Consider the following 13743-nt stretch of genomic DNA (forward strand, 5'->3'; position numbering starts at 1 on the left):
CGCTTAACGTTTTGATAGTGCTGATATTTTCAGGTGTGTTTGCTTATTATTGATCCAGTTTCCTTCTCTTCGGGAAGAGGTGCCGGCACATTTCAATGCAGAAGGCGCGACCGACCGGTGGCGTAGTATGCTGGTGTTCATCATCCGGATGTTACGGGTATAATAAACCCATGAAATACCGGAAAGGATGAGTGGATGAAGTACACAACATTGAAGAAGACGGATATTCAAATTTCAACACTTGGTTTGGGAACGAATGCGGTCGGCGGTCACAATCTGTATAACAGACTGGATGAAGAAGACGGCAAGCACATGGTTCGCGCGGCGTTGGATCATGGTGTGACTTTCCTGGACACAGCCGATGTCTATGGGGAGGGCCGGTCGGAAGAACTGATCGGTGAAGTGTTGAAAGATTACGGCCGCAATCAGTATGTCATTGCAACAAAAGGCGGCAGTGACTGGCGGACGAATTCCAAAAACAACGATCCGGCCTATATGCGGCAGGCGCTGGAGGACAGCCTTGAGCGACTGCAGTTGGATTATGTGGATCTGTATTACATACATTGGCCGGACGGGAAAACGCCGATTCGTGAATCGGTAGCCGAGCTTGCGAAATTGCGGGATGAAGGGAAGATCCGGGCGATCGGTGTATCGAATGTGTCGCTTGCGCAATTGAAAGAAGCCAATGCAGAGGATGATGTGAATGCCGTCCAGCTGGCGTATCACATGCTGAATCGTGAGATTGAAAAGGATATTCTTCCGTATTGCGTGGAAAATGACATTTCGATCATTGCCTATGGCCCTCTTGCATTCGGTCTCCTTGGCGGCAAGTATACAAAAGAATTGAAATTGCCGGAAGGGGATTTTCGCCGTGGTTTGCCGCTGTTCCAGGAAGGCGAATTCGAGAAGAACCTGGCAATCGTTGAAGAACTCAAAAAAGTGGCGGATAAGAAAGGGACGGATCTTTCGAATTTGGCGCTGGCCTGGCTGCTCGCTCAGCCCGGTGTGGATGCAGTGATTCCGGGAGGCAAAAAACCGGAGCAAGTGAAATCGAATCTGACTGCAGCTAACATCCAGTTATCGGAAGAGGATTTGGCGGAGATTGCGACGATTTTGTAAGGATGATCGTATGTTTTAATGGGAAAGCTATGTTAAATAACTCTGTTGATAATTCATAAAAGAGCTCCGTTTTCCGCGGGCTTGCGCTGAACTAACTCAGGCTATATGCCCGAGTGGATTTCCGCGCTTCGCATCCCCGCAGGGGTCTCCGCTGTTTTACTCCATCTTTTGAAGCAAATAAACAAGGTTCTTATCCAAATTTATTGAACAATCGGCTGGTTAATAAGAAAAGAAGTTTCTTCGTCCATGCTTACTAAGTGAAAGAGAACACGAAAGGCGGACCCGCGGAAAGCGAGCGCCGGAACGGAAAGCCGCCACTGCGGGCCCCTCATTCATTCTGTTCTCCAATAAAATAAATGAAGGGAAACGCTTGACTACTGGTAAGAAAGCGTCCGCCTGGAGCGGTTCTTCTACGAAATGACTATTTTTTTGATTTTCACCATGATTACGTAGGAAACATAAATATCAACAATATTCGCTGACATAGCCAATGGAAAACCGGATTTGGAGCAATTTATCTGCGTCCGGCAGAAATTCCCTTTTTTCGTTATCAAATTATTAATCATGTATTGAGATTCTTCTGTTAACATGATAAGCTCGATAGTGAACATAATAGTAGCTGACCACTGGGGGAGCCGGGTTGATACCGGCTGAGACAAGCAAAGCTTGGACCCTTTGAACCTGATCTGGACCATGCCAGCGGAGGGAAGTGGCGCGTATGCCTTTTCTGTGCCTGCATACACCGCTTCCTTCCATGGAAAGCGGTGTTTTTTAATTGATTGAGACGAGCAGAGCAAAGAGAGGCTTAACCAGCAGCGGAGAGGAGAATAGCATGAACGACACATGGATGTTCATCGATTCAGGGCACAATTCACCCGCCTTTAATATGGCGATGGATGAAGTGTTGCTGAACTGGCACAGTGACGGGAAAATCCCCCCGGTTCTGCGGTTCTATGGCTGGGAACCGGCCGGCATTTCAGTCGGATTCTTTCAGAAAGTGAATGGAAGCATTGATACTGTTAGTGCAGAACGTCTAGGTATTCCACTCGTCCGAAGACAGACAGGCGGAAAGGCGGTGCTTCACGACCAGGAGCTTACATACAGCGTGCTGGTTTCAGAAGCGCATCCGGCGATGCCGAAAACTGTGAAGGATGCATATCTTGTACTGTCGCAAGGATTGCTTGAAGGCTACAAGAAACTCGGCATCCGCACGGAGTTCGCAATCCCGGAAAGCACCTCGGCATCCGGCTCTGCCGTGTGCTTTGAAGAGCCTTCCTGGTATGAATTGACCGTGGACGGCAAAAAGGCGGCGGGCAGTGCGCAGACCCGCAAAAAAGGAGTCATCCTGCAGCATGGGTCCATTCCGCTTGCTTTGAATGAAGACAAGTTGTTCGATCTGTTCATTTATCCGAATGAACATGTGAAAGAGAAAGTGCGTGCAGCATTTCGGAACCGGGCAGTGGCTATCAATGATCTTCTACCACAACCGGTAAGTTTCAATGAAGTGAAAGCCGCTTTCCAGGCGGGTTTCGAACAAGGCCTTAGCATCACGCTGCAGCCGTTCGATCCTCCGGCGGAAATGCTGGCGGAAGCACATGAACTTGAACAGAAATACAGCAGTGATGAGTGGAATTACCTGAGAGAAAAAGAAGGGGAGCGATCTGTGTGACAAAAGCGAATGAGCATGTCCGAAAACCCGAATGGCTGAAAGTGAAGCTGAACACCAACAAAACTTATAATGACCTGAAAAAATTGATGCGCGAAAAAAACTTGAACACAGTGTGCGAAGAAGCAAAATGCCCGAATATCCACGAGTGTTGGAGCGAACGCCGCACTGCGACATTCATGATCCTGGGTGATACATGCACACGTGCATGCCGGTTCTGCGCTGTGAAGACCGGTCTTCCGAATGAACTCGACTGGGGTGAGCCGGAACGGGTCGCGGAATCGACGGAAATTATGGAGCTGAAACACGTCGTGGTGACGGCAGTCGCACGAGATGATTTGAAAGACGGCGGGGCAGCTGTGTTTGCGGAGACTGTGCGCGCCATCCGCAGAAGAATGCCGGGCACAACTGTCGAGGTGTTGCCGTCTGATATGAAAGGTGATTATGAAAGCCTGCACACCTTGATGGACAGCCAGCCGGATATCTTTAACCACAATATTGAAACCGTGCGGCGCCTCACCAAACGGGTCCGGGCGAAAGCAACCTATGACCGTTCACTGGAACTGCTTGCACGTGTAAAAGAAATCGCGCCGCATATTCCGACAAAATCGAGTCTGATGGTCGGGCTTGGAGAAACGAAGGAAGAGATCCTGCAGGCGATGGATGATCTCTTGGCGCATAATGTGGACATTATGGCGATTGGCCAGTACTTGCAGCCGACCCGCAAGCACTTGAATGTGGAGCGGTATTACCATCCGGACGAGTTTGAAGAACTGAAGCGGATCGCACTCGAAAAAGGCTTTAAGCATTGCGAAGCGGGGCCGATGGTGCGTTCGTCTTACCATGCTGATGAACAAGTGAGCGAAACGGCTGCACAGCGCCGCATCAAGTACATGAAGGGCTATGAGTCCCAAGGTGATGAACTTGAAGACGTGGAATTTTAAAAGTCTAAACAAAAGAGGCACTCCTTCGGGGATGCCTCTTTCAAAATGTAAAAGCTTTTATATATGAGCTAACTTCATAACTCGCTTGTTTAATAAAACGCAGATCGCTTTTTTTGGTCATTTTTCCTCCAAAAAACGGATCGATGAATCGATCAAAAAGTTGAGCGGGTGAAAACTCGCTGTGATGGGACGTGAGGTTGCTGGTTCACTTATTAAGACAACTATCCAAGTAATGCGTGTTGTTCTGTGACTTATACCATATTAGCTGAACGAGTTACCCGCCGGCAGGCACCTCTTTTTAGTTACTTGAATCGGCTGATCGTAAAGCCTGCAATGTTGGCCTCCGTTTTACCGCGTATCGCCAAGTCGCTCAGGATTTCGCCGACCGCACTTGCGAATTTGAATCCGTGCCCTGAAAAGCCACAAGCGACAATGATATTCCGGTGCTCCGGTAAGTGATCAATGATGAAATCTTCGTCAGGTGAATTTGTGTAGATGCATGTTTGCCCTTTCCGCTGTACAGGTTCAAGCCCCATATGCGTCCGTAAAAATCCACTGACATGCTGGCCGTCTTCCGGTTCTGTGCCGAACGGAGTCAACGCTTCCTCAGGGGACATAGGGACACCGGCGTTATGGTCTCCAATTTTCAAGCCTGCTCCGTCTATATCCGGAAATCCGTAGAAACCTGTCTCGCCATCATCATATGCCCATGCCGGGAAAATGGACGGGCTGTGCAACTCCGCATCCGCCTGGAACCAGGAGACATTCGTTCGCATCGGCTGAAGGGGCAGTTGCTGGCCGAGCAGTTTTAATACGGTGTTTGTTCCTCTTCCTGCTGTGATGATCAGCTTGCGGCCCGTAACGGTTTGGTTATCAGTGGTTATTGTTATGCCATTGTCGGCTGCTATTATTTCTTGCAGCCGTGTATTCACGAGCAGCTCAGCTCCGTGCTTCTCTGCCAATTCCCGGTACGCCCGGATGGCTTCTTCGCTCATCAGGATACCCGAATTCGGTTCATAGCAGGCAATCAATTCCTCTGACAGCTGGAAGCCTGGCCATCTTTCATTGACCTCCTGTGCTGTGAGGAAATCAGCCGGCAAGGAATGGACTTCAACGGAGCGCCTTACATTTTTTAAAAAGGCTGAATCGGGCGTCCCGAAATTCAAGACGCCTGTCTGGTGGAAGACTTTCCGTTTCGATTCCCGTTCAAGTTCCACCCATAACTTTTGTGCCCGCAACGCCATTGGAACGTAGTTTTCTCCTTCTCCATAGGCGTGACGGATCAGCCGGGTTTCCCCGTGATGGGATCCTTGTGTATGGGGTGGATCATGCGGGTCGATCAGCACCACTTTCTGATTTTGCTTGGCGAGGTAATAGCCCGCGGCCATCCCCATTGCCCCTGCTCCGATAATGATTGCATCGACATTCATCCATCCATTCTCCTTTCAGCTGCAGCAATGGTTAAGAAATAATGCATTGCCGTCTCCACTTATCTTTGTATCATACACGAATTGGAAGTGGTCAGGAGCGTAAGTGAACGAAAAAGCGGAATTGTTCAAATTACCTGTTTTCGGCTTCCGCAATTGACAATAAAACCGTCCAGACGGTACAGTGAATTGCAATAGCAGTAAAAGGAGGGATTGAAATGGGAGAGAACGGTACGAAGCGGGAGCAGGTGTTAGCGGCGGCGGTGAAAGTGGTGCGGGAATCAGGGGCTGCGCAATTGACGCTGGAGGCAGTGGCAAGCAAAGCGGGAGTCAGCAAAGGCGGACTGCTGTATCATTTTCCGAACAAAGAAATCCTTATCCAGGCAATGGTCGATGAATTGATGGATGGTTATGTTGCAGATATTGAAGAGCGGGTGGCGATAGATCGGCACCCGCATGGAAAATGGAGCCGGGCATATGTGGAGTCTACTTTTCAGGAGCTGGAAGATGGCTTCAATATGAGTTCTGGATTGCTGGCAGCCTTGTTTATGAATCCTGCTTTGCTAAGTAAACTTCGGGAACAGTATGCAATCTGGCAGAAAAAGATCGGGCGCGAGGAGTCCGATTCTATCCGCCCGGTGATTGCACGTCTTGCTGCAGACGGCCTGTGGTTCGCGGAAATTTTCGGCTTGGCCCCGCCCGACGAAAAATTGCGCAGCCAGGTGGCAAAAGAACTGATCTCATGGACGAAGGAGGAGGGGGACCGATGATGGCGTATTTGTATTTAGCGCTGTCGATCGCCGGTGAACTCCTGGGGACATCCATGATCAAGGCTTCTGACGGTTTCACAAAGCCGCTGCCGACAACCGGAGTGATCATAAGCTTTGTATTCTCATTTTTCTTCCTTTCGCTGTCACTGAAAGTCATCCCGCTCAATATGGCGTATGCTATCTGGTCAGGAGTGGGCACAGCCGCTACGGTAGTCATTTCGGTGCTGATCTGGAAAGAGAAAATAACGGCGGGAAGTATTGTGGGAATTCTATTGATTATCTTCGGGGTGGCAGTATTGAACCTATATGGTCCCGGGCATTCAGCTTCGGCTGAGCAAACAACAGCTGCAAATGAACAATCTCTTTAGGAATTCAGTAGTTCCTTCAGGTGCCGGCCGGCGGTTATTTTTCACGCATTCCGGATAAAACTCATACTTTTAGGGTATGTAAAAGGAATATAGAACGAAATTGGAATACATAGAACGGAGGATGACGATGAAACGGATGAACCGCGGAGCGATCACCGCACTTTCAGCAATCGGGCTTGCACAGGGGCTCAAAATCCTGACGTATAAAAATGCGACGGGTAAATGGGATTGGAAACAGGCTTTCACTACGGGAGGCATGCCTAGCTCACACTCAGCAGGGGTGTCGGCACTCGCATCTTATGTAGCCGTCCATAAAGGAACCCGGCACACGGAAACGGCACTGGCTGTCGTGTTCGGAGTTATTGTCATGTACGATGCGCAGGGGGTCCGCCGCCACACAGGGGAAATCGCTCAACTCGTTAATGACCTGGAAGACAGCTTTGTAACCGTTTCGGCTGATTTCCCGAGTTTCGAATACGTCCAGCGGGAGACAGAGTTAAAAGAACTGTTGGGCCACCAGCCGATTGAAGTGCTTGGCGGGGCGCTGATCGGTCTGCTGATGGGTATGGTATCTGCAAATATTGAAAACGATGAGCGCCGCAAACGGAGACAGAACCAGCTTCCGCCAGGTGCACGCGCACAATACCGAATGATGGCCAGATGACCCGGCAATATTGAAGAGGCTGTCTAAAAAGCCTTGAAGTTTATCTTATCTGCGAAATTTTTTGGGTTGGAATGGCATTCGCTTCACAAACACTCGGCCATCCTGTTTTCGCTTGAACAAATCAGCCTGATCATACAGAAAGCGGAAAGAGGACAACATGTTCCCCTTTCCGCTTTTTTTTAATTTTTGTATCCTATGTAACTTCCCGGTTCTCGTTTACATTTGGTGAAAAATCGAACGATCAGGAAGTAAACGTACACATTGTTTGTATGGGTTGATACCAGGAAGGAACGCGGAAGATGGCGACTCCGGCGGGAACTGCGCGGACGGAAGATCTCGCAGGAAACGGGGCGGGCAAAGGATTTGAACGACTCGTTTCCTACGGTGTCTCGTCTGGCCCTCCAATCCCGCAGGAAGAATAGGGGCTGAAGTATTCGGTCCCTATTTTTGCGATGAAGAGCGCAGCGATACAGGAGCACACGATTTTCGTCGCCTGCCGCTCTTTCTTAAACGATTCAGCTATTGCCTTTCTTTAGCTGAATGGGAATAACGGGCGAGTACTTTGGCAGCCGCCGGGCTTGATACCAAAAAACGCTTCTCGTTAAATAGTTCGTGTTCCATACCATCACGGGAAGAGGAACAGGAGGAAGAAACATGAACGATGTGATGGCGTTTGACGTCAGCACGGACGGGTCGATCATTACGAATCCGGCAAGGCTTCATAAAAACGTCTCTCTCCCCCTATAGCACAGACCACATCGTGAAAAAATAGGAACTGTGGTTTTTTGGGTATGGCCATTTTCAAGGGTTTCAGGTTGCTTGAAGTGCAGGTGCACGACTCCTGCGGATCAGCGAGACGGCCAAGGCCCCGCAGGGAACGCAGTGAGCGAGGAGACTCGGACGCGAGCCCGCGGAAAGTGGGCACCGGAACAGAAAGCAACCGTTCGCACGCCTCCCTTGCCTATTTTCCGAAAAAGGAAGCAGAAAAACACTTGACTGCACATAAGAAAGGGTCCGTCGGAAGCGTTTTTCTCTGTAAAAAACGGATACATTTTATGCCTTCACCAACACTGCGTACGAACTCATATTACTTAGTTAACCCCACGTTTCGGTGATGAGCCAGAAAAAACCCTCTGACTTTTAGGGGATCAGAGGGTTACTGTGTAGATGCAGGGTTTTCGTCAATCGAGGAAATTATCGGCAATTCCAAGAAAGAGACGTTCCTGTTCGACGTTCGGGGCATGGCCGGAATTTTTAAATTCCATGAATGTCGCATCCGGAATGAGTACCGCGGTCTCCCGGCCTTTCTCGGGTGGATTAAGCCCATCATGGGTCCCGCTAATCACCAGGGTTTCAGCCTTTACCTTATCCAGCTTCATCCGGAAATCAAAGCCTTTCAATGCATCCGAAGCGACCTTCTGCTCTCTTGCTGTCAGCTGATCGCTGTTTTCTCCGGTGATCTTGAGCCATTGGTTGACGGAATCATGGTTATGGAACATGTATTTGGAGGCCCGGCTCAGTTTATCGATCGTCCCGAGCCCTTCCAGTTCATCTGCATAGCGGTCGAACAATTCTTCCATCGAAGCTTTCATGCCACTCGGCTTGGTGGCGACCAGAATCAGTTTCTTTATCCGGTCTGCTTCCTGGATGGCGAGCCCTTGCGCGATGTAACTGCCCATTGAAACGCCGATCACGTAAACGGATTCAAGCCCCAAATGATCCAGAAGCGCCACCGTATCATCGATATGGTCCTGCAATGTATACTCCTCGTGCTTCTGTGAATTCCCATGCCCGCGCGCATCCGGAGCGATCACCCGGTATTTCTTTTTGAAAAACTCGATTTCCCGGTAAAACATGGCGTGACTGCTTGAAAGGCCATGCAGCAGCAATAACGGCTGGCCTTCGCCTGTATCCGCGTAATATAGTTTTGAATGGTTGGTCTCAAAGACTGGCATGCTGTTTTCCCTTCCTTTCATTTGTGGACTGATGTCAGCCCTTTATATAAATTTCTCCTTTTCCGATAACGACGGACTGACCGCCGATTGTTACTTCCTTAATTCCATTCCCGCTTTTGGCGATAGTTATGTCTATAAAACTCGGGCGGCCAAGCTCGATTCCTTGTTCACTCCGGATGCGGGCAATTCCCATGTCATTAAAAGGGATGATACCATGGCGGGTCAGGTAAGCGCCGAGCGGTCCGCTTGCAGCACCGGTTGCAGGGTCTTCCGGAATGCCCATTGCCGGTGCGAACATGCGGCTGTGAACAGAAGAATCGGAGTGAACGGTCTCGGTAGCGAATGCAAAGATGTCTAAGCCGCTGAACTGCTGTTCCCAGACATCCAACCGGAAACTGATCCGCTTCACCGCATCGAGTGACCGGAGCGGGATATATAAAAAGGGGACACCCGATGACACGGTTTGGACAGGCCGGCTCTCATGCAAATCTTCTTCGGTAACTGACAGTAAGTGTGCGGCGAGCTGCCGGTCCTGGAACGGTTCTTCGAAACCAGGGACTGGTTGTTTCATTTCCGTTCGGATGGTCCCGCCGTCTTTCCGGTGAACAGTGACGGAAAGAACACCGACCTGTTCTTCAAACATCCAACTCACCATCCCGGTATGCGGAAGGCCGGGTGCTGTGTCAGCCAAAACGAAGGCTGCGCCAATTGTTGGATGGCCGGCCATCGGCAACTCCATTTTCGGTGTAAAAATCCGGAGTTTCCGGGTGTTCTCCTGGTTCGCAGCGGGATAAAGGAAGACGGTCTCCGATAAATTAAGCTCACGTGCGATTTTCTGCATCAGCTCTTTCGGGAGTTCTGCTTCAGGTTGAAAAACAGCGAGCTGATTGCCGCCGAAAGGCTGATCGGTGAAAACATCAATGAGTGTATACGGCAAAATGGGCATGGGTCAATTCCTCCGATTCAAGTTGGTGGGGTTTGCGGTTAATTGTATCAGGAAATGGAAACTTATAAGGATGTTTAATACAGAAAGGCGGACAATCGATGCTGGGAAGAGATCCTTCATTCAAACACGTATTTACAGCGGGTGACATTGCCGAACCGCTTGCCTCTGTCACTGAAGGCGAAGCGGAGAAAATGAACATGTTATTCGAGATGAAAAACTTTGATGTGATCGGTTTCGAGGAAGATGATCAAGTCATCGGGTTCCTGGTGCGCGGAGAAGTGACAGATCCGGAGAACCTGCGGGCGTTTGTGCATCCGTTTAAAATCAGCCACCTGATCAGTGAGAATACGGACTTGTTGGAATGCCTGCATTTGCTTCATCCGAAAACGCGTCTGTTTATCATCAATAAATCTGAAGTGGACGCTATTGTCACGATTTCTGATATCCAGAAGCCGGCTGTCCGCATGCTGTTCTTTGGCATTATCACCTATTTTGAGAGCAATGCTGCCGGGCTGATCGAGTCTGTTTATCCGGATAACCGGTGGGTGGAATGCCTGTCAGAGAACCGGCGGGATAAGGCGCTGGCCACTTACGGATCTCTGCATAAACGAAATACGGAAATCGATTTGATCAGCTGTACCCAGCTCTCCGATAAAGTCAGTATTTTCATGGAAGATGACGAGTTGCGGGATCAGTTCATCGAAACCAGCAAAACGAAGGCGGACCGTTTTTTCAACCGGATTATCCGGCTGCGTGATGATCTGGCCCATGCGCAATCGCTGACGAATTGGTTTGAGGAAAAAGAAGTGGTGGACCTGGTCAGCTGGCTAATTGAAGTGACAGAACGGATTGCTGTCCGGAACAGCGGGCGGAAGGGGTGAACGGCAGGATGGAACTTCAAATGGATTCACTCGTCGGCATGCGGGAGATTTGGAAAGCGAGACAGCGGATTGCGGAATTTGTTGCAGCCACGCCGCTAATTTATTCAGACGTTTTATCTGAACGGGCGGAGCGTCCCGTTTATTTGAAACTGGAAACAGCCAATGAGACGGGGTCGTTCAAAGTGCGGGGAGCTGCAAATAAAATCCTTAGCTTAAGCAATGAACAAAAAAAACGCGGCGTTGCGGCTTTTTCAACCGGGAATCACGGATTGGCTGTGGCGTCTATTGCCCGGAAGCTGGGCATTGAAGCCACCATCTGTGTTTCCGATCGGGTGCCTGAAGCAAAACTGGAGCTGCTGAAACGGCTGGGGGCGCACATTGAAGTCACTGGCAGCAGTCAGGATGCGGCAGCTGAGCGATGCGAAAGGCTTGAAAAAGAACGGGGGCTGATTGCGATTCCACCATTCGATGACCCTTTCATCATCGCCGGGCAAGGAACAATCGGCCTGGAATTGCTTGAAGCCTTGCCGGATTTGACTGATGCTGTAATTCCGCTGTCCGGCGGCGGTCTGCTGAGCGGAATCGGCTTGGCGCTCAAAGTGAATTGCCCGGATATCCGGGTGACCGGTGTCTCGATGACCCGCTCTGCTGTGATGCATGAAAGTCTGAAGGCGGGAAAGCCGCTCGAACTGGATGAAAGTGAAACGTTGGCTGACAGTCTGCTTGGCGGAATCGGTCTTGATAATCGCCATACGTTTCAAATGGCGAAAAAGTACATGGATAACTCTATTTTAATTTCTGAACAGGACATCGCCCGGAGCATGGCTTTTATGCTGACCCGGCACCGGATGATCGTTGAAGGGGCGGCGGCGACTGGTGTGGCGGCTGTGCTGAAACATAAAATTCCGCACAAGGCCGGCAGTATGGCGATTATTATCAGCGGCCATAATGTCGGAATGGACGTTTTGAAGCAAGTGCTTCAGCAGTATGGCTAGAAGAAACGCCGGCACAAGCCCGGTTACAACCGTCCGGGCTTTTCCCTCGTGTGCAAAACCTTTTGCATTACCTTCTTCCCCCCGATAAACTGGAATAGAATGAATATTTAAATAAAAATAAAATCCAATGGCATTGCGGGGGAGGGGTGAATGTGAAGTTAACGGTAGAGCGTATTTTGAACTACAGGGTCATGGAGAAAGCCCGGGTGCTTACCTGCCGGGATAAGGCGGTGGAACAGACGGTCCAATGGATTTCAGCCATTGAAATGCCGGTTGAGAATTTCGTGCGGAAAGACGAAGTCATCTTAACAACGGCGCTCGGCTGCCAGCATGATCCTGAAGTGCTTCGGACATTCGTGCAGGAAATCATCGATTCAGAAGCCGCTGCATTGATGATTGCAGTCGGCCGGCATATTTTCGATATACCGGCAGAAGTGATTAAGCAGGCGGAAGAGCAGCAGTTCCTGATTATCGAAATTCCTTGGGAAGTCCGTTTTTCAGCGATCATTGAAGAAGTGATGAAAGACCTCAATGGGATCCAGGACCACGAGCGGGAGAAAACAGAAAAGGTGCAGCAGGAATTGCTGCAACTAATCATGACCAATGCGGATTTGCTGCGGATCACCCGGTTTATTGACAGCTTGACCGGTTCTGCTGTAATGGTGACGGATCGAACTGGAGCCATACTGGAAAAGAGCGGCTTCACCCGGCAATTTACAGATCGGTGGCAACAGCTCACTGCAGAAGGCGGTTTTCCGCTGCAGCAGGAAGCGCGAGCCGCAAATCGGGATCCGCTCTTGCAGCGCTTTCAGCTGGTGGCCATTGAAGATGAACATCTCCTGCAAGTGCCGGTGCTTCAAGTTGCAGGGGAAGTGCAGGGCTATTTATATATCATGCTTCCGAAAGATGCGTCTGTGGCATCGTTCCTGACCCGTTACCGGATTCAAGTACTGGAGCACGCAGCTACAGCTGTCGCACTCTGGTTTTCGAGAGAACAAGCCATCGAAGAGACGAAAATCAGCTTGCGGAGCGATTTCGTACAGGAATTGGCCAAGGGGGAATTCAATTCCGCTGCACAGGCGAATACGCGGGCTGAACTTTTGGGTTATGACTTGAGCCTGCCATATATTTGTATGCTTGCAAAACCAGAGAACTTGCAGGAACTGCTGCAGCAACGCAAACAGGAGACAGCAGTTTTCACTTATTGGAACCGCAATATGGTCCGCTATTTGGAAGAAGAGATTTATTATGCAGCCCGGCATTTGAAACGCAATGTCATGATGACATATGCGGAAGACCGGCTGCTGATTTTCCTGGAGGTTTCTCCGGGGACTGAGAGTGAAAATGCTGTCAATTTTCTCGATTTCATTGACCGGCGTCTGAAGCATTTGCTGCCGGAGGTTATTATTTCATGGGGGATCGGCAACCGGCATCCGGGGCTTGCCGGATTTGCGGCCAGCTATGATGATGCTGAAGCGGCATTATTGATCGGCAGCCGGAAAAAAGGGCGCGGTCAGCGGACTCACTATGAAGAAACCCGCATTGACCGCATCCTCCTGAAATTAGCGCAGAGCAGTGATATGCAGGAAGTTATCTTATCCGCAATAGAACCGATTGTCCGCTATGATCAGCAACGGAACATGGACTTGATCGGTACTTTCACGACGTATAACCAATATAACGGGAATGTCAGCCAGACAGCGCGGATGCTGAACCTGCATCGGCAATCGCTGTTATACAGACTGCGGAAAATTGAAGCGTTGACCGATCTGTCATTAATCGATCCGGATGATCTGTTCCTGCTGGATTTAAGTATCCGGACATGGAAGGCAGGGCTGAACGTAAGCAATCCTGACATAAATAGCCGATAAATCGTCATGCAAGTTGAGCTCCAGGGCTAATTTGCATGGCGATTTTTTGCGTTGGAAACATAAAAGCACCATGTTGACTGAAAAATTTTCTAAACATTCATACAATATGGTGAATGTTTTATCTGATTTTTATTTGT

The 13743-nt window shown here is 49.8% G+C and carries 13 protein-coding genes and 1 riboswitch; of the genes, 10 read left to right on the plus strand and 3 right to left on the minus strand.

Going from position 1 to position 13743, the window contains the following annotated elements; genetic code table 11:
• Positions 1–195 precede the first annotated feature (195 nt).
• From B0X71_RS04200 to lipA, 3 genes are all read left to right on the plus strand, one after another.
• Positions 196–1119, plus strand: coding sequence for an aldo/keto reductase (locus B0X71_RS04200; RefSeq protein ID WP_077588277.1), 924 nt, complete (start codon positions 196–198; stop codon positions 1117–1119).
• Between the two features lie 618 nt (positions 1120–1737).
• A riboswitch (TPP riboswitch) is annotated at positions 1738–1844 on the plus strand.
• A 107-nt stretch (positions 1845–1951) separates the two neighbouring features.
• Positions 1952–2788 carry a lipoate--protein ligase family protein gene (locus B0X71_RS04205; RefSeq protein ID WP_077588278.1) on the plus strand — a complete coding sequence of 279 codons (837 nt, stop codon included), beginning with the start codon at positions 1952–1954 and terminating at the stop codon, positions 2786–2788.
• On the plus strand, positions 2785–3729 hold the full coding sequence (gene lipA / locus B0X71_RS04210) for a lipoyl synthase (protein WP_077588279.1): 945 nt from the start codon (positions 2785–2787) through the stop codon (positions 3727–3729). Before B0X71_RS04205 ends, lipA begins: the two co-directional genes overlap by 4 nt.
• Positions 3730–4031: 302 nt before the next feature.
• On the opposite strand, the gene solA is transcribed toward lipA, so the two are convergent.
• On the minus strand, positions 4032–5159 hold the full coding sequence (gene solA, locus B0X71_RS04215; RefSeq protein ID WP_077588280.1) for an N-methyl-L-tryptophan oxidase: 1128 nt from the start codon (positions 5157–5159) through the stop codon (positions 4032–4034).
• Between the two features lie 215 nt (positions 5160–5374).
• Between solA and B0X71_RS04220 the strand changes: the two genes are divergently transcribed.
• The 4 genes from B0X71_RS04220 (at position 5375) to B0X71_RS21530 (ending at position 7380) form a co-directional block, all read left to right on the plus strand.
• Entirely contained in the window at positions 5375–5926 is a 552-nt protein-coding gene (locus tag B0X71_RS04220; RefSeq protein ID WP_077588281.1) for a TetR/AcrR family transcriptional regulator, read from the plus strand.
• The gene (locus tag B0X71_RS04225; RefSeq protein WP_077590888.1) at positions 5926–6294 is read left to right on the plus strand and encodes a DMT family transporter; all 369 of its coding nucleotides are present in this window, start codon (positions 5926–5928) and stop codon (positions 6292–6294) included. The genes B0X71_RS04220 and B0X71_RS04225 overlap by 1 nt, the downstream gene beginning before the upstream one ends.
• Positions 6295–6421: 127 nt before the next feature.
• Positions 6422–6958, plus strand: a complete 537-nt coding sequence (locus tag B0X71_RS04230) for a divergent PAP2 family protein (RefSeq protein ID WP_077588282.1) — start codon at positions 6422–6424, stop codon at positions 6956–6958.
• Positions 6959–7257: 299 nt separating this feature from the next.
• Positions 7258–7380, plus strand: coding sequence for a hypothetical protein (locus B0X71_RS21530; RefSeq protein ID WP_269750099.1), 123 nt, complete (start codon positions 7258–7260; stop codon positions 7378–7380).
• Positions 7381–8139: 759 nt separating this feature from the next.
• Here B0X71_RS21530 and B0X71_RS04235 read toward each other — a convergent pair.
• Together B0X71_RS04235 and B0X71_RS04240 are read right to left on the minus strand one after the other, a co-directional pair.
• Positions 8140–8913 carry an alpha/beta fold hydrolase gene (locus B0X71_RS04235; protein WP_077590889.1) on the minus strand — a complete coding sequence of 258 codons (774 nt, stop codon included), beginning with the start codon at positions 8911–8913 and terminating at the stop codon, positions 8140–8142.
• A gap of 34 nt (positions 8914–8947) precedes the next feature.
• Complete coding sequence (locus B0X71_RS04240) at positions 8948–9859, minus strand: PhzF family phenazine biosynthesis protein (RefSeq protein ID WP_077588283.1); 912 nt, start codon at positions 9857–9859, stop codon at positions 8948–8950.
• A gap of 98 nt (positions 9860–9957) precedes the next feature.
• Here B0X71_RS04240 and B0X71_RS04245 point away from each other — a divergent pair, with 98 nt between their 5' ends.
• The 3 genes from B0X71_RS04245 to B0X71_RS04255 all read left to right on the plus strand — a co-directional run bounded on the left by B0X71_RS04245 (position 9958) and on the right by B0X71_RS04255 (position 13606).
• Positions 9958–10740 carry a hypothetical protein gene (locus B0X71_RS04245; RefSeq protein WP_077588284.1) on the plus strand — a complete coding sequence of 261 codons (783 nt, stop codon included), beginning with the start codon at positions 9958–9960 and terminating at the stop codon, positions 10738–10740.
• An 8-nt stretch (positions 10741–10748) separates the two neighbouring features.
• Complete coding sequence (gene eutB, locus B0X71_RS04250; RefSeq protein ID WP_232336783.1) at positions 10749–11735, plus strand: hydroxyectoine utilization dehydratase EutB; 987 nt, start codon at positions 10749–10751, stop codon at positions 11733–11735.
• 152 nt (positions 11736–11887) lie between these two features.
• On the plus strand, positions 11888–13606 hold the full coding sequence (locus tag B0X71_RS04255) for a PucR family transcriptional regulator (protein ID WP_077588285.1): 1719 nt from the start codon (positions 11888–11890) through the stop codon (positions 13604–13606).
• The last annotated feature ends 137 nt before the right edge of the window (positions 13607–13743 follow it).

The sequence above is a fragment of the Planococcus lenghuensis genome (assembly GCF_001999905.1).
In the GTDB taxonomy this organism is placed as follows: Bacteria; Bacillota; Bacilli; order Bacillales_A; family Planococcaceae; genus Indiicoccus; species Indiicoccus lenghuensis.

What these genes read in the sequence shown, in the direction of transcription:
- B0X71_RS04200 (WP_077588277.1), top strand. Translation starts at nt 196, where the DNA reads ATGAAGTACACAACATTGAAGAAGACGGATATTCAAATTTCAACACTT.
- B0X71_RS04205 (WP_077588278.1), top strand. Translation starts at nt 1,952, where the DNA reads ATGAACGACACATGGATGTTCATCGATTCAGGGCACAATTCACCCGCC.
- solA (WP_077588280.1), bottom strand. Translation starts at nt 5,159, where the DNA reads ATGAATGTCGATGCAATCATTATCGGAGCAGGGGCAATGGGGATGGCC.
- B0X71_RS04220 (WP_077588281.1), top strand. Translation starts at nt 5,375, where the DNA reads ATGGGAGAGAACGGTACGAAGCGGGAGCAGGTGTTAGCGGCGGCGGTG.
- B0X71_RS04225 (WP_077590888.1), top strand. Translation starts at nt 5,926, where the DNA reads ATGGCGTATTTGTATTTAGCGCTGTCGATCGCCGGTGAACTCCTGGGG.
- B0X71_RS04230 (WP_077588282.1), top strand. Translation starts at nt 6,422, where the DNA reads ATGAAACGGATGAACCGCGGAGCGATCACCGCACTTTCAGCAATCGGG.
- B0X71_RS21530 (WP_269750099.1), top strand. Translation starts at nt 7,258, where the DNA reads ATGGCGACTCCGGCGGGAACTGCGCGGACGGAAGATCTCGCAGGAAAC.
- B0X71_RS04235 (WP_077590889.1), bottom strand. Translation starts at nt 8,913, where the DNA reads ATGCCAGTCTTTGAGACCAACCATTCAAAACTATATTACGCGGATACA.
- B0X71_RS04240 (WP_077588283.1), bottom strand. Translation starts at nt 9,859, where the DNA reads ATGCCCATTTTGCCGTATACACTCATTGATGTTTTCACCGATCAGCCT.
- B0X71_RS04245 (WP_077588284.1), top strand. Translation starts at nt 9,958, where the DNA reads ATGCTGGGAAGAGATCCTTCATTCAAACACGTATTTACAGCGGGTGAC.
- eutB (WP_232336783.1), top strand. Translation starts at nt 10,749, where the DNA reads ATGGAACTTCAAATGGATTCACTCGTCGGCATGCGGGAGATTTGGAAA.